Raw genomic sequence first — 22,524 nt, 5'->3', positions numbered from 1 at the left:
AAGTACTCAGGTGGCCGCTCCCGGGCGCTCATAGACGGTCCTGCCGCCGCGAATGGTGAGGTCGCAGCGCGTATCCGTCAGGATCTCCTCCGGCGAGGCCGTGAGGAGGTTGCGCGAGAATACGGCGACGTCGGCGAGGAAGCCGGGCTTGAGCTTGCCCTTCACCGTCTCTTGCTTCTGCGAGAAGGCGCCGTATTCGGTATAGGCCTGCAGCGCCTCCTCGATCGAGACGCGCTGGCGTTCGTCCATCACCGTGCCGCGCCAGGTCTTGCGCGTCAGCATGGTGTGGAAGTTCGGAAACGGGTTGGGATCGCAGACCGGCGCGTCGCTGCCGGTCGCCGGCTTCAGGCCGAGATCGAACCAGGTCCGGAACGGGTAGCTGGGCAGGGCCCGCTCCTCGCCCAGCACCTTGATGTAGGCGTCGCCGAAATCGTGGATGAAGACCTGCTGCGGGCAGGGATAGATGCCGGCCTTGATCATCCGCTCGTGCTGCTGCGGCGTCGAGAAGCCGCAATGCTCGATGCGGTGGCGCCGATCGGGATCGGGGTGAGCGGCGAGCGCCTTCTCATAGGCGGTGATCAACTGCTCGATCGCGGCATCGCCGATGGCGTGGCAGGCGAGCTGGTAGCCCTTGGCATGGGCGTCGAGCACCTGCCGTTCCAGATCCTCGTTCGAGAGCATCTGCACGCCGGTGGTCCTGTCCTCGCCGAGATAGGGCTCGCTCATCCAGGCGGTGCGCCCGCCGGCCGAGCCGTCGAGGAAGATCTTGACCGCGCCGACCATCAGCATCGCGTCGCCGGTGCCGGAGATCAGCCCGGCGGCATGGCATTGCGGCACGATCGAGCGCTCCGCGTCGCCGAGCAGAGCGAGCCAGGTGCGCACCGGCAGGCGGCCGTCACGCTTCGCCCGGTGATAGGCCGCGATCTCGCCGAAGCCGCCGCGCTGGCCGACGGCCGCGTCCATGCAGCTGGTGATGCCGAGCGAGAGCAGATAGTTGCCGCCGCGCTCGATTCCCGCGACGAGGTCGTCCTCGGTCGGGTCGGGGATCGCGGCCCAGACCGGCGCGCGCGCGTTCTCGGCGAGAAGGCCGGTGAGGCGGCCGTTCTGCTGCTCGATCAGCCCGCCCGGCGGGGTCGGCGAGCTCTCGTCGATGCCGGCGAGCGTCAGCGCCTTCGAATTGCAGATCGAGACGTGGCCGCAGGTCCGCACCAGCATCACCGGATTGTTCGGGGCGGCGCGGTCGAGCTCCTCGCGCAGCGGGTGGCGGCCGGTGTCGAGCTTGGTCTGGTCGTAGCCGCGCGCCAGCACCCAGTCGCCGGGTTTCGACTGCGCCGCGCGGGCCGCGATCCGGCCGAGCAGAGCGTCCAGCGTCGGCGCCGCGGCCGGGCGGGCATCGACCCAGTCCATGGTCAAGCCGAGCGAGATCAGATGCAGATGGGAATCGTTCAGCCCCGGCGTCGCCAGCCGGCCGGCGAGATCGATGACCCGGGTCGATGGCCCGATCAGCCCGGCGATCTCGGCGTCCATGCCGGCGGCGAGCACCTTGTCGCCCCAGAGCGCCAGCGCCTCGACCACGCCTTCCTCGCGGCCGCACCAGATCGGCCCGCCGCGCAGCACGATATCGGCCTTGACGCTCATGCCACTTGCTCCATCCCTGCATCCTCGGGTCTTGTCGACGCCAGCGCTTTCGGCCGGTCGTGGTCTTTGACTCCGCTCAGATGTCGTCGAGCGGGAAGATCGGCCGGCGCACCTTGCGATACGGCCGATCCCTGAAATTCCTGGTCGAGAGCGCGCCGGTGTCGACCTCGATCACCTCGCGTGCGATCGGTTCGAAGGCGGCGCGGAAATGCTGCATCGACTTGACGACGAGAGTCGATTTCCGCGTCGGATCGACGCCGAGCGAGGTGAACTGGGCGAGGTCCGTCGCCTGGCCGTTATGGGTGATGACGATGATCTCGACATCGTCGACCCGCAGCAGCGCCGAGAGTCCGTAATTGCGCCAGACGCCGCCCCCCATCGGTCCATAGCAGATGAAATGTCCGTCGGTGAGCGCCACGACATGGGCGTCGAGCGCGAGCGGGCCGCCACCCGTGTTCGGGTCGACCTTGCCGCCGAGCGCGAGCCTGACGCGGTTGCCGACCCCGGCCGCCTGCGCCGCGAGCGCGGCCTCCGGATCGCGGATGGCGTGGAAGCCGACATTTTTCAGGCCGGCGTCGAGCACGGCGCGCAGCAGATTGGTCGCGTCGCCATAGGCGCCGGAACCGGGGTTGTCGGAATAGTCGGAGATCAGCAGCGGCTTGCCGCCGGCTTCGGGGCCGAGCGTGCCTTCGCCCGCCTTCGCCCTGGCCATCGCCTCAGCCAGCGGGGTGAAGTGGATCGACGAGAAATGCCGCTGCTCCCAGGCATAGTCCATCAGCTCTTCGGCGATGGCCTGCGCCTTGCCGCGATCGTCATGGGTGACGGCGATGGAGGGGCCGATATCGTGCACGTCGGCCGAGGAGAAGCCGGCCTGGACGCTGACCACGAGCGCAGCGCCCGCGGCCTCCAGCGCGTCGCCGCGGCGCAGCAACTCCCTGAACGGCGGCGAGGTCGTGCGCCCGCCGTCGAGCGCGTAGAGGATCGGCCGCCGCGCCACCGCGACGCGCGGCCTGATCTCGCCCTGCATCGCCCGCTCCAGCAATTCGGCGCCCTGCCAGGTCCGCTCGTACTGGTCGACATGCGGATAGGTCCGGTAGGAGATCAGCGCATTGGCGTTGTCGGCCATCAGCTGGGTGAGCGTCGCGTGCAGGTCGAGGATCGCGACGATCGGCACGTCGGGCCCGACCTTGGCGCGGATGCGCTTCAGCAATTCGCCCTCGCCATCGTCCGAGCTTTCCGTCGCCATCGCTCCGTGCAGGTGCAGCAGCACGCCGTCGAGCCGCTCGCAGGCGGCGAGGATCATTCCGGCGAACGTATCGAAAGCGGCATCGGTGACGCGGCCCGAGGGGTTGGCGCCGGCCACGAGCGGGTGGACCAGGCTCCAGCCGAATCTCTCGGCGGCCTCGAAGGCGGCGCCCATCGAGGTCCGCGTGCCCTGGAAGGCCGCCGGCACCTCGTTGTCGCGGAAGACGCCGTGATGGCGGAACACGGCCTCATCGGTGAGCTGAACACTGAACGTGTTCGTCTCGTGCATGAATTCCGCGATCAGGACGCGCTTGGCCATCGTTCGGTCGTTCCCCCGGAAACGTTCCCTTTGGAACCATTTTTCTTGTTCTAGCGCGGGAGCGGGCCACTGCCAGCCCGCACCCGCTCATGCGCCCCCTGCGTTCGCCCGCTTGCGGGCCGGGGAGGATTGTGCTTGGCGCCGGATCAGGCGGCGCGGGCCGCGTGGCTCTCGCCGGGCGCGTGGCCGAGATCCTCCGGCCGGGCGTAGGCGCGGCCGAAGCGGTTGGCGAGGAAGACGTCGAGGCTGATCTCCTCCTGCTTGACGAAGCCCTTCTGCGGCAGCTTGCCTTGCGCCAGCAGGTCGAGCACGGCGCAGATGCCCGAGGCGGTGGTGATCTGGATGGCGCTGCGCATCGCGCCGCCGACCATGGCGCTGTAGACCTTGTTGGCATAGGTCCGCTGGGTCAGCCGGCCGTTCATCCGGCCGCTTGCGGTGACGAAGATCACCACCACGTCCTGCAGCGTGCTCGGCAGGGCGTTCTCGAAGATGTCCTTCAGCACGTCGCGCCGCTCGGACAGGCGCAGATCCTGCAGCAGCGCCTTCATGATCGCGCAATGGCCGGGATAGCGGATGGTGCGGTAGTTGAGTGCGCGCACCTTGCCGGCGAGCGTGTCGCAGAGCGTGCCGAGCCCGCCGGAGGTGTTGAAGGCCTCGTAGGTGATGCCGTCGAGCGAGAACTCCTCGCGCTCCTCCATCGCCGGCACCAGCACGCGCTCGCCGTTGACGACCGCCTCACAGGGCTCGCAATACTCGTTGATGACCCCGTCCGTGCTCCAGGTCAGGTTGTAGTTCAGCGCGTTCGACGGGTATTGCGGCAGCGCGCCGACACGCAGCTTCAGGCTGTCCAGCTGGTCGAAGTCGCGGCCGAGCTCGGCGGCGACGATCGAGATGAAGCCCGGAGCCAGCCCGCATTGCGGGATCAGGGCCGCTCGTGCGGTCAGCGCCAGCTCCTTGACGCGGCGCGTCGAGGCGACGTCCTCCGTCAGGTCGAGATAATGCACGCCCTGCGCCGCGGCGGCTTCGGCGATCCGCGTCGTCAGGTCGTAGGGCGCGGCCGACAGCACGGCGAAGGCGCCGCTCAGAGCCTCGGCGAGCTCGCCCGCATCGGTGATGTCGACCCGGCGGGTGGAGATGGTCGGGCCGGTCTTGATCGCGGCGAGCTGTTCGTTGGAGCGGTCGGCGATCACCACACGGTAATCCCCGGTGGCGCCGAGCAGGTCGGCGATGGTCGTGCCGATCTTGCCGGCGCCGATGACGACCACGTTCTTCATGATTCCCCCGCAGAAACTGGTTTCAGCGTCAGCTTCACCGACGGCTTCGTCGGTTAGAAGCCGGCGACGCGACGATTCATATGGGATTTTTCAGCGAAACGACGTAAGGCTTCGGCATTATGCCGATCGACCCGACCGACCGCCAGCTTCTGACGCTGCTCACCGAGAACGCCCGCGCGCCGGTCGCCGAACTCGGCCGCAAGCTCGGCCTGTCGCGCACCACGGTGCAGAGCCGGATCGAGCGGCTCGAGCGCCGCGGCGTCATCGCCGGCTACACGGCGCGGCTTTCGGAGGATTACGAGAGGGGCCAGGTCAAGGCGCATGTCCTGATCACCGCCCTGCCGAAACTCGCCGGGAGGGTCGAGGCGGAGCTGCGCCGCATTCCCGAGATCAGGACGCTGCACTCGGTCAGCGGCCAGTTCGACATGATCGCCGTGGTGGTGGCCCCTTCGATCGGCGAGCTCGACGGCCTGATCGACCGGATCGGCGCGCTCGAAGGCGTCGAGCGCACCATGTCCTCGATCATCCTCTCGACCCGGATCGAGCGGTAGCTCACCCTGGCAGCACCCGCGCCCCGATCCGCGCCGCGGCATCCCGCAGCGCGTCGAGATGCACCGGGTGCCCCCCGGGGGCGACGATCGAGGTCAGCGAGGAGATGCTGAGCGCCCCGGCGAGCGCGCCCGAGCGGTCGAAGATCGGCACGCCGACGCCGGTCAGGCCGATGAAGAAATCGTCGGCCGCCAGCTCCCAGCCCTGCGCGCGGATGCGGTCGGCCTCGCGCCAGAGCAGCTCCGGATCGGTCTGGCTCGCCGGCGCGCGCTTGGGAAGGTCGAGCGAGAGCGCCAGCCGGCGCTGGTCTTCGTCGAGATAGGCGAGCAGCACGCGCGGGCCGCCGCCGCAGTTCAGCGGCGCCTGGGCGCCGACCGCGAACCAGGTCGCGTCGACATGCGGCAGCGAGGCGCGAACGCGGTCGACGCAGAGGCCGCGCCCGGCGATATGGACCCAGAGGAAGGCGGTCGCGCCGGTCCTCTCCGCGATCTCGGTCAGATAGGGCCCGGCGATGTCGCGCAGTTCGCGGCCGGTCGTGACCGCGCTGCCGAGCTCGATCAGCCCGACGGCCAGCGCATAGCTCTGCGAGCGCTCGTCATATTCGACGAGCTCGTTGAGCTGGAGCGTCAGCAGCAGGCGCCTGGTCGTGCCCTTGTCGAGCCCGACCAGCCGCGCCAGCTCGCTCAGGCCGAGCCGCGGCTGCTCGGGGCGGAAGGCCTTGAGCAGGGCGACGGCACGGTCCACCGCCCTGACGATCGGCACGCCCGGCGGCAGCTGCGCGGCCCTGTTCAGGTCATTCTGAGTCATCGCCTGCGCGATCTGCATCGTGTTCGTTTGCTGAGCGTGTCGCCTAATAACACGCCATGTCAATGATTGACACGGATTTTGTCTCTCGCTTTCATGGCGGCGGAGCTTGCCAAGGGACGCCCGATCGGGTGCGATCGGCAAGGCTGGCCGGCGAACCAAGAATGGGGACGCCTCGACCGCTGCGTGCTGCGGATCCTGGCGCTGGGAACGGAGAAAGACGATGACCGGATTGAGAGTTGGCCTGGCGCTCGCCGCTTCCATCCTGGCGCTCGGCGCGGCGCAGGCGCAGGAGCCGAAGAAGGGTGGCACGGTGCATGTCGTCGTGCAGCCCGAGCCGCCGATGCTGATGCAGGGGCTCAACCAGAACGGCCCGACCAACATGGTCGCCGGCAACATCTACGAGTCGCTGCTGCGCTACAATGAGAAGCTCGAGCCGCAGCCTTCGCTCGCCAAGAGCTGGGAGATCTCCCCCGACGCCAAGGTCTACACCTTCAAGCTGCAGGAGGGCGTGACCTGGCACGACGGCAAGCCGTTCACCGCCGACGACGTCGTCTTCACCCTCGACAAGTTCCTGCGCGAGGTCCATCCGCGCTGGCGCCCGATCGTCAACGCCCAGGTCGAGAAGATCGAGAAGGTCGACGACCTCACCGTGAGGATCACGCTGAAGCAGCCCTTCGGCCCGATGATCATGACGCAGGAGGTCGCCTCCGCGCCGATGATCCCCAAGCACATCTATGACGGCACCGATTATCGCGCCAACCCGGCCAACAACACGCCGATCGGCACCGGCCCGTTCAAGCTGAAGGAGTGGAAGAAGGGCTCCTATATCCACCTCGTCAAGAACGAGAACTACTGGCTGAAGGGCAGGCCCAACCTCGACGAGATCTACTGGCAGATCATCCCCGACGCGGCGGCGCGCGCCGTCGCCTACGAGACCGGCAAGGTCGACGTGCTGACCGGCGGCTCGGTCGACGTCTACGACGTCGCCCGCCTCTCCAAGCTGCCCAATACCTGCATGACCACCAAGGGCTGGGAGATGTTCGCGCCCCATGCCTGGCTCACCGTCAACGTCCGCAACGGCATCCTGGGCAACAAGCAGTTCCGCCAGGGCCTGATGTACGCGATCGACCGCGAGTTCGGGAAGGACGTGGTCTGGGGCGGGCTCGGCAAGCTGCCGACCGGCCCGATCTCGTCGAAGACCAAATTCTATTCGGGCGACGTGCCGAAATACAGCTTCGACCCGAAGAAGGCCAAGGAGCTGATCAAGGCCTCCGGCTACAAAGGCGAGACGATCAGGCTGCTCAACCTGCCCTATGGCGAGACCTGGACCCGCTGGACCGAGGCGATCAAGCAGAACCTCGAGGATGTCGGCGTCAAGGTGCAGGTCGAGAACACCGACGTGCCCGGCTGGACGCAGAAGGCCAGCAACTGGGACTTCGACCTCAACTTCAACTTCCTCTACCAGCTCGGCGACCCCGCCATGGGCGTGGCGCGCAGCTACATTTCCTCGAACATCGCCAAGGGCAATCCCTTCGCCAATGTCGGCGGCTACTCCAATCCGGAGGTCGACAAGCTCTTCGCCGCCGCGGCGGTCGCGCCGACGGACAGCGAGCGCCAGGAACTCTATACGAAAGTGCAGAAGCTCCTCGCCGAGGAATTGCCGGTGCTCTGGCTGCTCGAGATGGACTTCCCCACCATCTATCGCTGCAACGTCAAGAACCTCGTCACCACCGGCGTCGGCGTCGACGACGGCTTCCGGGATGCCTGGAAGGAGTGACGTGATCCGATAGGATCACGTCATGCTCGGGCCCGACCCGAGCATCTCCTGCAAGAGATTCTCGGGTCTGCGCTGCGCTTGCCCGAGAATGACGCCAGCGGAACCTGAATGAACCTCGCACAATTTCTCGCCGGCCGGCTCGCGAAGGGGATCGTCGTCCTCTTCGCCATCGCGGTGCTGAACTTCTTCCTGATCCGGGCCGCGCCCGGCGATCCGGCGCAGGTGCTGGCCGGCGAGGCGGGCGCCGCCGACGAGCAGCTGCTGATGCAGCTGCGCGAGCGCTTTGGGCTCGATCAGCCCTTGCTGACCCAGCTCTGGGTCTATCTCAAGGGCTATCTCGGCTTCGATCTCGGCTTCAGCTACCGCCAGCAGCAGCCGGTGCTGAGCCTGATCCTCGACCGTTTGCCGGCTACTTTGCTCCTGACCGGCGCCGCCTTCCTGGTCTCGCTCGGCCTGGGGACGCTGATGGGGGCGCTCGCCGCCCGTCGCGCCGGCCGCTGGCAGGACAGCGTCATCACCACGCTGGCGCTGGTCTTCTACGCCACGCCGCTGTTCTGGGTCGCCCTGATGAGCCAGATCGTCTTCTCGCTGAAGCTCGGCCTCGTCCCCAATGTCGGATACGAGACCATCGGCGCGAACTATGGCGGGCTCGCCCGCGCGCTCGACATCGCCAGCCACCTCGTCCTGCCGGCGCTGACGCTCGGCCTGTTCTTCACGGCGCTCTACGCACGGATGATGCGGGCCTCGATGCTCGAGGTCGCCGGCGCCGATTTCGTCAAGACCGCCCGCGCCAAGGGGCTGGCGCCCGGCGTGATCTCGCGCCGCCATGTCGCGCGCAACGCCATCCTGCCGGTGGTCACGCTGGCCGGCCTGCAGGCGGGCCAGCTGGTCGGCGGCGCCGTCCTGACCGAGACCGTCTTTGCCTGGCCCGGCATCGGGCGCCTGATGTTCGATGCGCTGGTGCAGCGCGACTATTCGGTGCTGCTCGGCGTCTTCTTCATGTCCTCGGCCATGGTCGTCGGCTTCAACATCCTGACCGATCTCGTCTATCGGCTGGCGGATCCGCGCATCGAGGCGGTGTCATGAGAATGAACCACACCGTCTTTCCGGGGCGCTGCGCAGCAGCGGGCCCGAAACCCATGAGCGCTCCCGGGGCCAATTGGGGCGCCATCCTTGAACACGTCTGGAATAGGACAATGTTCATGCGTTCCGGGCTCGGCGCTTACGGGCCGCCCTGGAATGACGCCGAGGCGCCGGAGGCGGTGTCGTGAGCTTCCTCAAGCGCTTCGCCCGCAATCGCGGCGCCCTGATCGGCCTCGCCATCCTGATCGTGGTGGTGCTCTTTGCCGTCATCGCCCCGCAGCTCTACCCGCAATCGCCCTGGCGGACGGTGGCGCGGCCCTTCCTCGCGCCCTTCGTGATGGAGCGCTTCCCGCTCGGCACCGACACGCTCGGGCGCGACATCGCGTCCGGCCTCGCGCACGGCGCCCGCGTCTCGCTGACGATCGGGCTGGTCTCGACGATTGTCGCGCTATTGATCGGCGTGCCGCTCGGCGCGGTCGCCGGCTATGCCGGCGGGTTCGTCGACGATGCGTTGATGCGCTTCACCGAATTCTTCCAGACCATTCCCTCCTTCGCGCTGGCCATCGTCCTGGTCGCGATCCTGCAGCCGCAGCTCGGCTCGATCGTCCTCGCCATCGGGGTGGTCAGCTGGCCGCCGGTGGCGCGGCTGGTGCGCGGCGAGGTGCTCTCGCTGAAGACCCGCGAATACGTCCAGGCCGCGATCACCATCGGCCAGCCGACCGCGCGCATCATCTGGAGCCAGGTGCTGCCCAACACGATCGCGCCGATCATCGTCATGGGCTCGCTGATGATCGGCTCGGCGATCCTGCTCGAATCCTCGCTCTCCTTCCTCGGCTTGGGCGACCCCAATCTGATGAGCTGGGGTTACATGGTCGGCGCCGGCCGCACGCGCCTGCTCGATGCCTGGTGGATCAGCTTCTTCCCGGGCGTCGCGATCTTCCTGACGGTGCTGGCGCTCAACCTCGCCGGCGAGGGGCTGAACGATGCCCTGAACCCGCGCCTCGCCCGGGGGAGGGAATGATGGCCGCTCCCGTCCTGTCGATCGAAGGCCTGAGGCTCGCCCTGCCGGCGCTGGCCGACCGCCCCTATGCGGTCGAGAGCGTGACGCTCGCGATCCAGCCCGGCGAGACGCTCTGCGTCGTCGGCGAGTCCGGCTCCGGCAAGTCGATGATCGCCCATGCCGTGATGGGCCTCCTCCCCAAGGCGGTGAAGCCCGTCGCCGGCGCGATCAGGCTCGCCGGCCGCGATCTGCTGGCGCTGTCCGAGGACGCGATGCAGGATGTGCGCGGCCGCGAGGTCGGCATGATCTTCCAGGAGCCGATGACCTCGCTCAACCCGGTCATGCGGGTGGCGGACCAGATCGTCGAGACCTTCGAGGCGCATGGGCTGCTGAGCAAGCCCGAGCGCCATGCGCGTGCGCTGGCGCTGCTGACCGAGGTCGGCCTGCCCGAGCCGGAGCGGCTGGCGCGCGCCTATCCGCACGAGCTCTCCGGCGGCCAGCGTCAGCGCGTGATGATCGCGATGGCGCTCGCGCTCGAGCCGAAGCTGCTGATCGCCGACGAGCCGACCACCGCGCTCGACGTGACCACGCAGGCGCAGATCCTCAAGCTGCTCGACAATCTCCGCCACAAGCACGGCACGGCGGTGCTGTTCATCACCCACGACATGGGCGTCGTCGCCGAGATCGCCGATCGCATCGCCGTGCTGGAGAAGGGCGTCCTGGTCGAGGAGGGCACGGTCGACCAGGTGCTCGGCTCGCCCCGCCATCCCTATACGCAGAATCTGCTCGCCGCCGTGCCGTCGCTGACGCCGCCGGAACGGCCGGCGCTGCCGGACGGCAAGCCGGTGCTGACGGTCGAGAAGCTCGGCAAGGTCTACCGCAAGCGCGCCTTCTTCCGCCCCGGCCGCGAGGTCAGGGCCGCCGATGATGTCAGCTTCACGCTCGGCCGGGGCGAGACGCTCGGGCTGGTCGGCGAATCCGGCTCGGGCAAGTCGACGGTCGGGCGCTGCTGCCTGCGCCTGATCGAGCCGGATTCGGGCCGCATCACCCTCGGGGAGCTCGCCATCACCGAGCTCAGCGTCGCGGCGCTGCGCCCGCATCGCAAGCGCATCCAGATGGTCTTCCAGGACCCGTTCGCCTCGCTCAACCCGCGACAGACGGTCGGACGGATCATCTCGGACGGGCCGGTGGCGCATGGCGTCGCGCGCAAGGACGCACTGGCGCGCGCGAAGGAACTGCTCGAACTGGTCGGTCTCTCGGCCAATGCGATCGACCGCTACCCGCACGAATTCTCCGGCGGCCAGCGTCAGCGCATCGGCATCGCCCGCGCGCTCGCGCTCGAGCCCGACGTGCTCGTCGCGGACGAGGCGGTCTCGGCGCTCGACGTCTCCGTCCAGGCGCAGATCCTCAAGCTGATCAAGGACGTCCAGCAGCGGCTCGGCCTCGCCATCCTGTTCGTCACCCACGACCTGCGCGTCGCGGCGCAGATCTGCGACAGGATCGCGGTGATGCAGCGCGGCAAGATCGTCGAGAGCGGCCCGACCGCCGCGCTCTTCGCCGCACCCCAGCACGACTACACCCGCCAGCTCCTCGCCGCCGTCCCGGGCGGAGAGCGGTTCGGGCGGTGAGCCCCACTCGTCATCGTCGGGCCTGTCCCGACCATCCACGTCTTCGCCGGGCGCAGGCCGGGTCCAAGACGTGGATGCTCGCCACAAGGGCGAGCATGACGGCTTAGCCCCAAGACTGCCGGAGACCCCGCCATGCCGCTCGATCCCGCCTTGCGTGACCGTATCCTCGCCGCCGTCGAGGAAGGTTTTGCCGAGCAGGTTGCCTTCACCCAGGAGATGATCCGCTTTCCCTCGACGCGCGGCGACGAGCACACCGTCCAGGACTTCATCTTCCGTGCCTTGAAGCAGCGCGGCTTCACCATGGACCGCTTCGCCATGGACCGCGAGGCGATCGGCCGCCATCCCGGTGGCGCGCCATTCTCGGACAGCCACTCCGACGCACCCATCGTCGTCGGCATCCACCATCCGCGCGAGGAGAAGGGGCGCTCGCTGATCCTCCAGGCCCATGTCGACGTGGTGCCGACCGGCCCCGCCGAGCTCTGGACGCATCCGCCCTTCGATCCCGTCGTCGAGGGCGACTGGCTCTATGGCCGCGGCGGCGCCGACATGAAGGCCGGAGGCGCCGCCAACCTGTTCTGTCTCGACGCGCTCCGGCGCATCGGCCTGCAGCCGGCGGCGACCGTCTATGTGCAATCGGTGGTCGAGGAGGAATCGACCGGGAACGGCGCGCTGATGACGCATCTGCGCGGCTATCGTGCGGACGCGGTGCTGATCCCGGAGCCGGAGGAGGAGATGCTGGTGCGCGCCAATACCGGCGTGCTCTGGTTCCAGTTCGAGGTCCGCGGCGTGCCGATGCACGTGCGCGAGATGGCGGCCGGCGCGAATGCGATCGACGCCGCCTATCGCGTCGTCGGCGCGCTGCGCGGGCTGGAGGAGGAGCTCAACCGCGAGAAGGCCGGGCGCGAGCATTTCGAGGAGATCGCCCATCCGATCAACCTCAACATCGGCAAGATCGAGGGCGGCGACTGGGCCTCGTCCGTGCCGTGCTGGTGCAGGGTCGACTGCCGGATCGGCCTCTATCCCGGCATGTCGGCGGAGGAGCTCGCCAGGCGCATCGAGGCGAAGGTGCTCGCCTTCGCGCGGGCCGACGCTTTCCTCTCGAACAACCCGCCCAAGGTCGTCTTCAACGGCTTCTGGTCGGAAGGCTATGTGCTCGAGCCCGGCAGCGAGGCGGAGGCCGTGCTCGGCCGCGCCCATCAGGGCTCGACCGGCGAGCCGCTGAAGAGCTTCATGACTCCGGGCTATCTCGATACCCGCGTCTACGCGCTCTACGACAAGGTGCCGGCGCTCTGCTACGGCCCGATCTCGCAGAACATCCACGCCTTCGACGAGCGCGTCAGCCTCGCCTCGTTGAAGCGCATCACCGGCACCATGGCGCTCTTCGTCGCCGAATGGTGCGGCGTCGAGCCGGCCGCTGGCTGAGGCCGGTGCCGATCCGCGCCTGGCATGCATCGAGCCTGCGCCGAAATGACATGACGGCGCGGGCCTGCGCACGCGCATAGTCGCCCGATGCCGTCCGCGCCTGTCCGCTCGCTCCTGCTCGTCCCGTTGCTCGGGTTGCTCTGGGGCTTCAACTGGCCGGCGGTGAGGATCTCGCTGACCGAGATCGCGCCCTGGACCCTGCGCGCCGGCGGCATGAGTTTCGCCGGCCTCGCTCTGGTCGCGGTCGCGCTCTGGCGCGGCGTCAGCCTCGAGGTGCCGAGAGAGCACTGGCCGCGGCTCGTCGTCGCCGGCGTCCTTTCGATCGCCGCCTTCAACGTCCTGCTCGCCTTCGCGCAATTGCTGGCGCCGACCTCGCGCGCCGCGATCCTGACCTTCACCATGCCGGTCTGGGCGACGCTGATGGCCTGGCCGGCGCTGGGCGAGCGTCTCGATCGTCCGCGGCTGCTCGGCCTGGGCCTCGGCATCGCCGGGCTCGCCTGCCTTGGCCTGCCGCTGATCCGGGCGGGGCAGGTCTCGCCGGGCCTCGCTCTCGCCCTGTTCGCCAGCCTCAGCTGGGCGCTCGGCACCATCGTCACCAAGCGCTGGCCGGTCGCGGCGCCGGCGCTGACGATCGCCGCCTGGCAGCTCCTGATCGGCGGTCTGGCGGCGGGCATCGGCATGCTCGCCTTCGAGGGGCTGCCCGCCGCGAAAGCCTTGTCCGCTCCCGTCGCGGCGGCGCTCGCCTTCCACATCCTCGGCGCGCAGGCGCTCGCCTATTTCCTCTGGTTCACGGTGATCGCCCGGCTGCCGGCCGGTATCGCCAGCCTCGGCACGCTGATGGTCCCGGCCGTCGGCGCGCTCGGCTCGGTCCTCCTCCTCGGCGAGCGTCCCGCCGCGAGCGACTGGCTCGGGCTCGTCCTCGTCGTCGCCGCTTCCGGCGCGATCCTGGCGGCGCCCAAGCGCGTGGATTGACCATGCGTCAACTTCTTTGTCCCATCGGGAACCTTTCTTGTCGGGCGGCGTTATCGGCCTTCGACATGTCAGTCACCAAAGGTCGCGAGCGTGCACGAGATTGCGGAAGGTCCGGTGACCGCAGAGCGTTATCGGCTGCTGGTGGAGTCCGTGACGGACTACGCCATCTACATGCTCGATCCGCAGGGCACGGTGATCAGCTGGAACCCGGGCGCCCGTCGCTTCAAGGGCTACGAGGATCATGAGATCATCGGCCAGTCCTTCGCGCGGTTCTACACCGAGGAGGACCGGGCGGCCGGCCTGCCGCAGCGCGCCTTGCGTCGCGCTGCGGAAGAAGGCCGCTTCGAGAGCGAGGGCTGGCGCGTCCGCAAGGACGGCACGCGCTTCTGGGCCCATGCCGTCGTGGATCCGATCCTCAACCCGTCCACCGGCCGCGTGCTCGGCTATGCCAAGGTGACGCGCGATCTGACCGAGCGGCGCGAGTCCGAACAGGCGCTGCGGGCCAGCGAAGAGAAGTTCCGCCTGCTGGTCCAGGGGGTCACCGACTACGCGATCTACATGATCGACCGCGACGGCGTCGTCACCAACTGGAATCTCGGCGCGCAGCGGATCAAGGGCTATGCGCCGGACGAGATCGTCGGCCGGCACTTCTCGCTGTTCTACACGCCGGAGGACCGGGAGCGCGGCGAGCCCCAGAAGACGCTGCAGGCCGCGGTGGAGAACGGCAGCACCGAGAAGGAAGGCTGGCGCGTCCGCAAGGACGGCCGGCGCTTCTGGGCCAGCATCGTCATCGATCCCATCCGCGACGACAGCGGCGAGATCATCGGCTTCGCCAAGGTTACCCGCGATCTGACCGAGCGCCGCAGGGTCCAGGCCGAGCTCGACGCGGCGCGCGAGGCGCTGTTCCAGTCGCAGAAGATCGAGGCGCTGGGGCAGCTCACCGGCGGCGTCGCGCACGACTTCAACAACCTGCTGACCGCCATCCTCGGCAGCCTGGAGCTGGTGCGCCGCCAGATCGGCGACGAGCGTCAGCTCACCCTGATCGACAATGCGATCCGGGGCGCAAGCCGCGGCGTCTCGCTGACGCAGCGCATGCTGTCCTTCGCCCGCAAGCAGGAGCTCGCGCTGCAGCCGGTCGCCGTCGACGTGCTCGTCGCCGAGATGGGCGAGCTGCTGCAGCGCTCCCTGGGCCCGTTGATCGAGATCGAGACGGATTCCCCCGCCGATCTCGCGATGGCTGCGGCCGATCCGAACCAGCTCGAAACCGCGGTGCTCAACCTGGCCGTCAACGCCCGCGACGCCATGCCGGAAGGCGGGCGACTGCGCATCGGCGCCGGCAACGAGCATGTCGGCAGCGGCCATCGCACCGGCTTGCCGGCGGGTGACTATGTCCGTCTCTCGGTGGTCGACACCGGCTGCGGGATGGACGCCAGGACGCTCGCCCAGGCGACCGAGCCCTTCTTCACCACGAAGGGGGTCGGCAAGGGCACGGGGCTGGGCCTGTCCATGGTGCACGGGATGGCCGAGCAGCTCGGCGGCCGGCTGCTGCTCGACAGCCGTCCGGGACAGGGTACGACCGTGGAGATGTGGCTGCCCGTCGCCGCTTCGGCCATCGCCGCCGGACCGGCCCGGTCGTCCGTGGCGTCGACGCCGCTGCCGGAAGCGGCGACCCAGCCGCTCACCGTGCTCGCGGTCGACGACGACGCGCTCGTGCTGATGAACACGACCGCGCTGCTCGAGGATCTCGGCCACAAGGTGATCGAGGCGAGCTCCGGACGGGAGGCCTTGTCCGTGCTGGAGAGCAATGGCGAGGTCGATCTGCTGATCACCGACCATGCCATGCCGCAGATGACCGGCGCGCAGCTGATCGCCGAGGTCGGCGAGCGCTGGCCGGCGCTGCCGGTCATCCTCGCCACCGGCTATGCCGACCTGCCCCCGGGCGCGGGAGCAGGCATGCTGCGCCTCAACAAGCCGTTCTGGCAGGCCGATCTGGAAAAGGCGGTCGCCGCCGCCATGGCCCGCCGCGGCACGGCGGCCGCGGCCTGAGCCGCTACCGCGCCTGCTTCGGCGGCGGGGCTGCCGAGGCCCGCTCGACCAGCCGCGTCGGCAGGACGAGCTCGGGGCGATCGCTGCGCCCCGACAACTGCTCGATCAGCAGCTTCATCGCCGCCTGGCCGATCTCGCGGCGCGGCTGATGCACCGTGGTGAGCTGCGGCTCGACCGCTTCCGCCAGCACGATGTCGTCGAAGCCGACGACGGAGACGTCGTCGGGGACATTGCGGCCGCGGGCGCGCAGCTCGCCCATGGCGCCGACGGCCATCTGGTCGCTCGCGGCGAAGACGGCGGTGTAGCCGGCCCCTCTGGCATCGAGCGTCCGGATCGCGGCGCGGCCGGCGGCGAGCCCGAAATCACCCGCGACGACGAGGCTCGGATCGGCCGGGATCCCGGCATCGGCGAGGCCGGCGAGATAGCCGTCGCGGCGGTCGAGACTCATCGGGTCGGGCAGCGGTCCGGCGATGTGGGCGATGCGCCGATGGCCGAGCCGGGCGAGATGCGCCACCGCGGCGCGCGCCGCGGCGTGGTTGTCGACCCTGACGGTCGGCAGGGTCAGCCCGGGCAGCGTCTCCAGAGCGATCACGATCGGCGGCAGCCGGCCCCGGCTGGCCAGCGCCATGGGAAAGCGCCCGACCATCAGGATCAGCCCGTCGGCGTGGCGCTCGCGCACCATGTCGACATAGCGCAGGATGCGCTCGTCATCGTCGCGGGCGTCGCCCATCAGCACCTTGTAGCCGGCATCGATCGCCGCCTCTTCGACGCCCTTGTAGATTTCGAGATAGAACGGGTTGCTTATGTCGCGCACCAGCAGGATCACGGTGCGGGTCGCCTGGAGCCTGAGATTGCGGGCCTGGGCGTTGGGGATGAAGCCGGTCGCCTCGACCGCCGCGAGGACGCGCTCGCGGGTGCGCGCCTTGACCTTCTCCGGCTGCGCCAGCGCGCGCGACACGGTCGCCGTCGAGACGCCGGCGAGACGTGCGACTTCGGCGATGGTCGGGGCGGCAGAGGGTCCGTCGTGCAAGGCAGTGATCTGAAAGGGCGGCGGCGAATCGGCGTGAGCGGGCAGAGCGCCCATCATGCCGCAATCACTCCCGGCAGGGCAGGGGTGGGCGCCCGCGCGATGCGGGCGCCCCGTGGTCGCTATTTGCCGCCCCAGCGGGCCGGATAGTTCGCCATCTGCTCGCAGCCGCACAGCGCGTAATGCAGCGGCGGCATCTTGTCGTTGACGTATCTGTCGAGCGTCGCGGCGGTGATCGCCGGCTGCGGCAGCTTCCAGGTCGGGCCGATGACCGGCTCGCCCTTGAGGATACGGATCGCCGCGATCACCGGGGTACGCCACTGGTAGGTCGGATAGGTCGGCGCGATCGCAGTGAGCTTGTTCTTCTTCCATTTCTGCAGGAAGTCCTGCTGGTCCTCGCCATTGATCACCGGGTAGGGCTTGCCGGCGTCCTCGAAGGCCTCGAGTGCCGCGACCGCGGTCGCCCCCGCATCCATCCAGACCCCGTCGATCTTGCCGAAGCGGTTGAGATAATCCTCGACGATCGCCTTGGTCTTGGCGTTGTCGCCATCGGTGAACTCGGTGCCGACGATCTTGATGCCCTTCTCCTTGAAGATGCGCTCGGCGGCGGCCCAGCGATTCTCCAGCACGTCGACGCCCGGCAGGATGCGCAGCGCCAGCACCGAACCGCCGGCGGGGATCTTCTCGGCGATGAAGCTCGCGCCCTGGATGCCGAAGCCGTAGCCGCCGATCGGGTTGACGAAGGTGACGGGGGCCTTGGTGTCGACGCCGCGGTCGAAGACCACGACGGGCAGCTTCTTGGCGGCGGCCTCGACCGCCGGCGTCAGTGCCGCGGTGGTGTTGGGCGAGACGATCAGCGCGTCGCACTGGCCGCTGTTGACGAAGGCGTTGATGTCCGAGATCTGCTTGTCGTCCTTGCCCTCGGCGTCGGCATGGGTGAACGAGGCGATGTCGGCCTTGTTGGCGTCGACCTCGGCCTGCATGTTGGTGAAGCCGACGACGCGCCAGGGGTTGTTCACGCCGGCATTGGAGAAGCAGAGCCGGTAAGGGCCCGGCTTCCTGTACCTGGCGGTGTCGACCGTCTCGCCGCCGAGATGCTGCTCCCAGGGCTTGCCCTCGGGGCCTTGCGGACTGACGGTGAGCAACGCCTTCTGGCGCTCGAACTCGGCCGGATCATTGAAGTTCTGGGCGAGCGCGGCGCTCGACAGGCCCGCCACCAGCGCGGCCAGGCCGATATGCGTCTTCATCTGTCACCTCCCTCTTGTCGCGCCGCCTTGCCGGCGGCCTTCGGCGGAGCACGTGGGATCACGGCCCCGGAAATTCGTTCATCATGCGCGCCTGCGCCGCCAGGCGCTCGACGCCACGGCCGCGATCAGGATCAGGCCCTGCACGGTCTCGCGCAGCGGCTGTGGCAGGCCCATCAGGTTGAGCAGGGTGAACAGCGCGAACAGGCTGAGCGCCCCGGCGACCGCGCCGGTCACGCTGGCGCGCCCGCCGAGCAGTTGCGCCCCGCCGATGACGCAGGCGGCGATCGCCTGCAGCTCCAGCCCCTGCCCGACCGCGGTCGAGACCCCGGCGAAGCCGCCGAGCAGGATGCCGCCGGTGACGGCCGACAGCGCGGAGATCACGAAGGTGAGGATGCGCGTCGTGCCGACCGGCATGCCGGCGAGCTCCGCCGCGCGCGGATTGTCGCCGACCGCCAGCACCTGCCGGCCGAACACGGTCGCGTGCAGCAGCCAGGCGGCGATCCCGACGAAGACGGTGAGCACGATCACCGACAGCGGCATGATTCCGGTGACCGGCACGTCGCGGTAGACGAGGCGGCCGAGCGCCCGGAAATTCTCCGGCAGGTAGCCGCGCGGCGCCCCGCCCGACCACATCAGGGCCGCGCCGTTGAGCGAGAGCAGCATGCCGAGCGTCGCGATGATCGAGGGCACCTTGAGCAGGGTGACGACGAGCCCGTTCACCAGTCCGACCCCGAGCCCGATCAGATAGAGCACGCCGATCGTCCACCAGGTGTTCCCGGGATCGCCGCCGGCCAGCATCGAGCCGCCGAGCACGGTGAGCGTCACCAGCGAGCCCATCGACAGATCGAACCCCCCGCCGGCGATGACGAAGAGCTGGCCGCAGGCGAGGATGATCAGCGGCGCGGCCCGGCGCAGGAAGTTGAGCACGCCCGCGACCTCGAAATAGCCCGGCTGCAGCATCGCGATCGTGCCGTAGAGCACGAGGAAGATGACGACGCCGACATTGACGCCGCGGGCGAAGCGCAGCGCCGCCGAGGGGGCGACATGGACGGGCGCGACGCTCATGCGACGTGCCCCCGGCTGCGCATCGCGTAGATGGCGACGGCGAGGATGACGATGGCGCCGCGCAGCACCTGCTTCGGGAAGGCGTCGATGCCGGTCATGTTGAAGACGGCGTCGAGCGTGGCGAACAGAAGGACGCCGGCCATCGTGCCCCAGACCCCGCCGCGCCCGCCGGCGAGCAGCGTGCCGCCGATCACCACCACGGCGATCGATTCCAGGTCGTAGATGCCGTCGCGGCCGACCCAGGGCGCCCCGGCGCGCAGCCGGCTGGCGAGATAGAGCCCGGTCAGCCCGGCCATCAGCGAGCACAGCACATGCGCGCCGATGATGACGCGCTCGGTGCGGATGCCGGCGAGGCGGGCACCCTCGCGATTGCCGCCGGTGGCGTAGAGATGCGCGCCGAAGCGCGTGCGGGTCAGAAGCAGCCAGAAGCAGAGGGCGAGCAGAAGGAGCAGCAGCACCGACCAGGGCAGCGGGCCGATCCGGTCATAGGCGAAGGCCTGGAAGGCGTTCGGGACCGAGCCGGCGAAATTGCTGAAGCTGGCCGAGAGCAGGCCCTGCAGGATCAGGCCGACGCCCAGCGTCGCGATCAGCGGGTTGACCTCGAGCCTGGCGATGATCAGCCCGTTGACGAGGCCGACAGCGGCGGAGAGGGCCAGCACCGCCAGCACGGCGGGGGCGATCATCGCCGGCTCGCCCTGCATGATGAAGGAGGCGAGCACGGCGGCGACGCTGATCAGGTTCGCGACCGAAAGATCGATCGAGCCGACCAGGATGGTCAGGGTCTGGCCGAGCGCGACGATGCCGAGGCCGACCATGCGCTGGGCGAGGCCGATCAGTCCCTCGCCGGTGAGATAGGCGTGCTGACCGGTCGCGAGCGCGGTCGCGACGTAGAGCACGAACGAGCCGGCGAAGAGCAGCGGCGCCACCGGCCATTCGCGCGCCGGGCGGGCGGCCGCGACATCGGCGCCGGCGCTCATGCCGCGGCCTCCGTCGCCCCGGTGCCGAGGGCGAGGTGCATCACCTCCTCCTCGCTCGCGCCCCGCTTCAGCTCCCCGGCAATGCGGCCCTCGTGCATGACGAGGATGCGATCGCTGACCCCGACGATCTCCGGCAGGTCGGAGGAGATCATCAGGATGGCGCGTCCGCGGTCGGCGAGGCCGCGCATCAATTGGTAGATCGCCGCCTTGGCGGCGACGTCGATGCCGCGGGTCGGCTCGAGGAAGATCAGCACCCTGGGGTCGCGCGCCAGCCAGCGGCCGATCACGACCTTCTGCTGGTTGCCGCCGGAGAGCTCGCGGATTTCCTGCGCGAACCCTGCCGCCCTGACGTCGACCTCGGTCAATTGCCGGTCGGCGGCGGCGCGCGCCATTGCACCGGAACCCGGCGGCAGCAGGCGCTGCGCAAAGGCGCGCAGGGTCATCAGGACATTGTCGCGCAACGATTGCTGCGGCGCGATCCCCTCCTTCTTGCGGTCGTCGGAGAGGAAGCCGATGCCGGCTATGATGGCCGCCCGTGGCGAAGAAACCAGGCCGTCGCGACCGTCGATGGCCATGCGACCGCGGGTGAACGGCGCGTCGCCGAACAGGGCGCGCCCGAGCGCGCCCTTGCCGGAGCCTTCGAGCCCGGCGACGCCGACGATCTCGCCGGCACGCAGGTCGAGCGCGATGTCGGAGAGCACGGCGTTGCCCGCGCCCCGCAACGACAGGGCGACGGGGCCGCGGCGTGCCGGATCGCCGGGCGCCGGAAAGAAGTCGGAGAGTTCGCGCCCGACCATCAGCCCGACGATCATCGCCGGCGTCAGCGCGGCGGCGGGGCGCGTCGCGACCAGCCTGCCGTCCTTCAGCACGGTGATCCGGTCGGCGATCGCCTTCAGCTCGGCCATGCGGTGCGAGATGTAGAGGATCGAGGCGCCCTCGCGCCGGAGGGCTCCGACCAGCTCCAGCAGCCGGCCGGCATCGCGCTCGTCGAGCGCCGCGGTCGGCTCGTCCATCACGATGATGCGCGCATCGAGCGCCAGCGCCTTGGCGATCTCGACCAGCTGCTGCTCGGCGATCGACAGCGATTTCACCAAGGCGTCGGGAGGCACCCTGGCGCCGACGCGCCGAAGCAGCCGGCGCGCGCCCTCGCGCATGGCGGCTCGGTCGAGCAGGCCGCGACGCGTCGGCTCCAGCCCGAGGAAGATGTTGTCGGCGACGCTGCGCTCCGGCAGCAGGCTGAGCTCCTGATGGATGATGCTGATCCCGGCCCGGCGCGCTTCGGCCGGATGTCGGAACGCGATCGGCTGCCCGCCGAGCAGGATCTCGCCCTCGTCGGGACGGTAGACGCCGCCCAGCACCTTCATCAGCGTCGACTTGCCGGCGCCGTTCTCGCCGCAGATGGCGTGGACTTCGCCGGCCTGGCAATCGAGACTGACATCGTCGAGCGCCCGCACGCCGGTGAAGCTCTTGCCGATGCCGTGCATCGAGAGGACCGGCGGGCTCGGGCTCATGCGGCACCTGCCTCGGCGGGTGAGGCTGCCTCGGCCCAGCCGCGCCGGATGAAGCCGTGACTCTCGATCAGCAGCGTATCGAGATCGGGGAAGAGATCGCGCCAGACCCGCGTCGCGGCCGCGAGCGCGGGCAGCGCCCGGCCGAAGGCCTCGACCGTGAGCCAGCCGTCGTAGCCGGTGGCGCGGATGGCGCGGAACGTCTCCGCCCACGGCACATGGCCGCGCCCGACGATGCCGCGGTCGTTCTCGGAGAGGTGGATGTGGTTGATCTCGCCGGCATGGCGGCCATAGGCGCCGACCGGGTCGCGCTCCTCGATATTGGCGTGGAAGGTGTCGTACATGTAGCCGAAGTTCGGGTGCCCGACCCGGGCATGCAGCGCGCTCGCCGCCTCCATCGTGTTCAGCACGTAGCATTCGAAGCGGTTGATCGCCTCGAGCGAGAGCGCGATCCCGGCTCTGCCGGCATCATCCGCCATGGCGTGTAGCGCCTCGGCGAGATGAGCGAGCTCGTCCTCGCGCGGGCCTTCGCCGCTGAAGACGCCGACCGGCGAGTGATAGGGGCCGGCGATGACGGTCGCGCCCAGAGCCGCGGCGCAGTCGACCGCCCAGCGATGGCGCTCACGCGCTTTCCGGCGGATGGCGGGATCGGGCGAAAGCGGGTTGCTGTCCTCCGCGACGATGGTGACGATGGTGCGCTGCAGGCCGATCGTGTCGAGGCGGCGGCCGAGCCGCTCGTAATGGCCGATATCGCCCTCGAAGACCGGAACCTCGACTCCGTCATAGCCGATCTCACGGATGCGCTCGCACAAGGGAAGGTGCGCCTCGTCGATGAAGCCGCCGACGGTGAGCAGGTTGAAGCCGATCTGGACCATGGCGCGGGCCTTCGCGGTGCTGCGGTCAGCGCGGCGCCGCGGCGCGGCCACGCCCGGAGGAGCCC

The 22,524-nt window shown here is 69.3% G+C and carries 18 protein-coding genes; 8 read left to right on the top strand and 10 right to left on the bottom strand.

The window, feature by feature from the left end; genetic code table 11:
• Window positions 1–6: 6 nt before the first annotated feature.
• From CS1GBM4_RS23970 to CS1GBM4_RS23960, 3 genes are all read right to left on the bottom strand, one after another.
• On the bottom strand, window positions 7–1,638 hold the full coding sequence (locus tag CS1GBM4_RS23970) for an amidohydrolase (RefSeq protein ID WP_186421280.1): 1,632 nt from the start codon (window positions 1,636–1,638) through the stop codon (window positions 7–9).
• 76 nt (window positions 1,639–1,714) lie between these two features.
• Window positions 1,715–3,202: a M81 family metallopeptidase gene (locus tag CS1GBM4_RS23965; RefSeq protein WP_186421279.1), complete on the bottom strand. Its 1,488-nt coding sequence runs from the start codon at window positions 3,200–3,202 to the stop codon at window positions 1,715–1,717.
• 146 nt (window positions 3,203–3,348) lie between these two features.
• Window positions 3,349–4,476: a saccharopine dehydrogenase family protein gene (locus CS1GBM4_RS23960; RefSeq protein ID WP_186421278.1), complete on the bottom strand. Its 1,128-nt coding sequence runs from the start codon at window positions 4,474–4,476 to the stop codon at window positions 3,349–3,351.
• A 119-nt stretch (window positions 4,477–4,595) separates the two neighbouring features.
• Between CS1GBM4_RS23960 and CS1GBM4_RS23955 the strand changes: the two genes are divergently transcribed.
• On the top strand, window positions 4,596–5,027 hold the full coding sequence (locus tag CS1GBM4_RS23955; RefSeq protein ID WP_186421277.1) for an Lrp/AsnC family transcriptional regulator: 432 nt from the start codon (window positions 4,596–4,598) through the stop codon (window positions 5,025–5,027).
• 1 nt (window position 5,028) lies between these two features.
• Here CS1GBM4_RS23955 and CS1GBM4_RS23950 read toward each other — a convergent pair whose 3' ends face one another.
• The gene (locus CS1GBM4_RS23950; RefSeq protein WP_186421276.1) at window positions 5,029–5,832 is read right to left on the bottom strand and encodes an IclR family transcriptional regulator; all 804 of its coding nucleotides are present in this window, start codon (window positions 5,830–5,832) and stop codon (window positions 5,029–5,031) included.
• A gap of 220 nt (window positions 5,833–6,052) precedes the next feature.
• Between CS1GBM4_RS23950 and CS1GBM4_RS23945 the strand changes: the two genes are divergently transcribed.
• From CS1GBM4_RS23945 to CS1GBM4_RS23915, 7 genes are all read left to right on the top strand, one after another.
• Window positions 6,053–7,609, top strand: a complete 1,557-nt coding sequence (locus CS1GBM4_RS23945; protein WP_186421275.1) for an ABC transporter substrate-binding protein — start codon at window positions 6,053–6,055, stop codon at window positions 7,607–7,609.
• 108 nt (window positions 7,610–7,717) lie between these two features.
• A complete protein-coding gene (locus tag CS1GBM4_RS23940) occupies window positions 7,718–8,695 on the top strand; it encodes an ABC transporter permease (protein WP_186421274.1) in 978 nt (325 codons plus the stop codon).
• A gap of 181 nt (window positions 8,696–8,876) precedes the next feature.
• Window positions 8,877–9,713, top strand: coding sequence for an ABC transporter permease (locus tag CS1GBM4_RS23935; protein ID WP_186421273.1), 837 nt, complete (start codon window positions 8,877–8,879; stop codon window positions 9,711–9,713).
• A complete protein-coding gene (locus tag CS1GBM4_RS23930; RefSeq protein WP_186421272.1) occupies window positions 9,713–11,320 on the top strand; it encodes an ABC transporter ATP-binding protein in 1,608 nt (535 codons plus the stop codon). Before CS1GBM4_RS23935 ends, CS1GBM4_RS23930 begins: the two co-directional genes overlap by 1 nt.
• A 132-nt stretch (window positions 11,321–11,452) precedes the next feature.
• Window positions 11,453–12,742 (top strand): ArgE/DapE family deacylase, encoded by a 1,290-nt coding sequence (locus CS1GBM4_RS23925; protein ID WP_186421271.1) that lies wholly within the window; start codon window positions 11,453–11,455, stop codon window positions 12,740–12,742.
• An 87-nt stretch (window positions 12,743–12,829) separates the two neighbouring features.
• Window positions 12,830–13,714 carry an EamA family transporter gene (locus CS1GBM4_RS23920; RefSeq protein ID WP_186421270.1) on the top strand — a complete coding sequence of 295 codons (885 nt, stop codon included), beginning with the start codon at window positions 12,830–12,832 and terminating at the stop codon, window positions 13,712–13,714.
• 114 nt (window positions 13,715–13,828) lie between these two features.
• Window positions 13,829–15,760 carry a PAS domain S-box protein gene (locus tag CS1GBM4_RS23915; protein WP_280177747.1) on the top strand — a complete coding sequence of 644 codons (1,932 nt, stop codon included), beginning with the start codon at window positions 13,829–13,831 and terminating at the stop codon, window positions 15,758–15,760.
• A gap of 4 nt (window positions 15,761–15,764) precedes the next feature.
• Here the strand turns inward: CS1GBM4_RS23915 and CS1GBM4_RS23910 are convergent, their stop codons facing one another.
• The 6 genes from CS1GBM4_RS23910 to CS1GBM4_RS23885 all read right to left on the bottom strand — a co-directional run bounded on the left by CS1GBM4_RS23910 (window position 15,765) and on the right by CS1GBM4_RS23885 (window position 22,459).
• Window positions 15,765–16,790: a LacI family DNA-binding transcriptional regulator gene (locus CS1GBM4_RS23910; protein WP_244607384.1), complete on the bottom strand. Its 1,026-nt coding sequence runs from the start codon at window positions 16,788–16,790 to the stop codon at window positions 15,765–15,767.
• A gap of 119 nt (window positions 16,791–16,909) precedes the next feature.
• Window positions 16,910–18,034, bottom strand: a complete 1,125-nt coding sequence (locus CS1GBM4_RS23905; protein ID WP_186421268.1) for an ABC transporter substrate-binding protein — start codon at window positions 18,032–18,034, stop codon at window positions 16,910–16,912.
• Between the two features lie 81 nt (window positions 18,035–18,115).
• On the bottom strand, window positions 18,116–19,099 hold the full coding sequence (locus CS1GBM4_RS23900) for an ABC transporter permease (RefSeq protein WP_186421267.1): 984 nt from the start codon (window positions 19,097–19,099) through the stop codon (window positions 18,116–18,118).
• On the bottom strand, window positions 19,096–20,076 hold the full coding sequence (locus CS1GBM4_RS23895) for an ABC transporter permease (protein ID WP_186421266.1): 981 nt from the start codon (window positions 20,074–20,076) through the stop codon (window positions 19,096–19,098). The genes CS1GBM4_RS23900 and CS1GBM4_RS23895 overlap by 4 nt, the downstream gene beginning before the upstream one ends.
• Window positions 20,073–21,587 (bottom strand): sugar ABC transporter ATP-binding protein, encoded by a 1,515-nt coding sequence (locus tag CS1GBM4_RS23890; RefSeq protein WP_186421265.1) that lies wholly within the window; start codon window positions 21,585–21,587, stop codon window positions 20,073–20,075. The genes CS1GBM4_RS23895 and CS1GBM4_RS23890 overlap by 4 nt, the downstream gene beginning before the upstream one ends.
• A complete protein-coding gene (locus tag CS1GBM4_RS23885) occupies window positions 21,584–22,459 on the bottom strand; it encodes a sugar phosphate isomerase/epimerase (RefSeq protein WP_186421264.1) in 876 nt (291 codons plus the stop codon). Before CS1GBM4_RS23885 ends, CS1GBM4_RS23890 begins: the two co-directional genes overlap by 4 nt.
• Window positions 22,460–22,524: the final 65 nt, after the last annotated feature.

The organism is Allobosea sp. CS1GBMeth4 (assembly GCF_900185715.1).
Lineage (GTDB): Bacteria > Pseudomonadota > Alphaproteobacteria > Rhizobiales > Beijerinckiaceae > Allobosea.
Note: the sequence above shows the minus strand (reverse complement) of the source record. Positions and strands in the feature narration are given on the sequence as shown.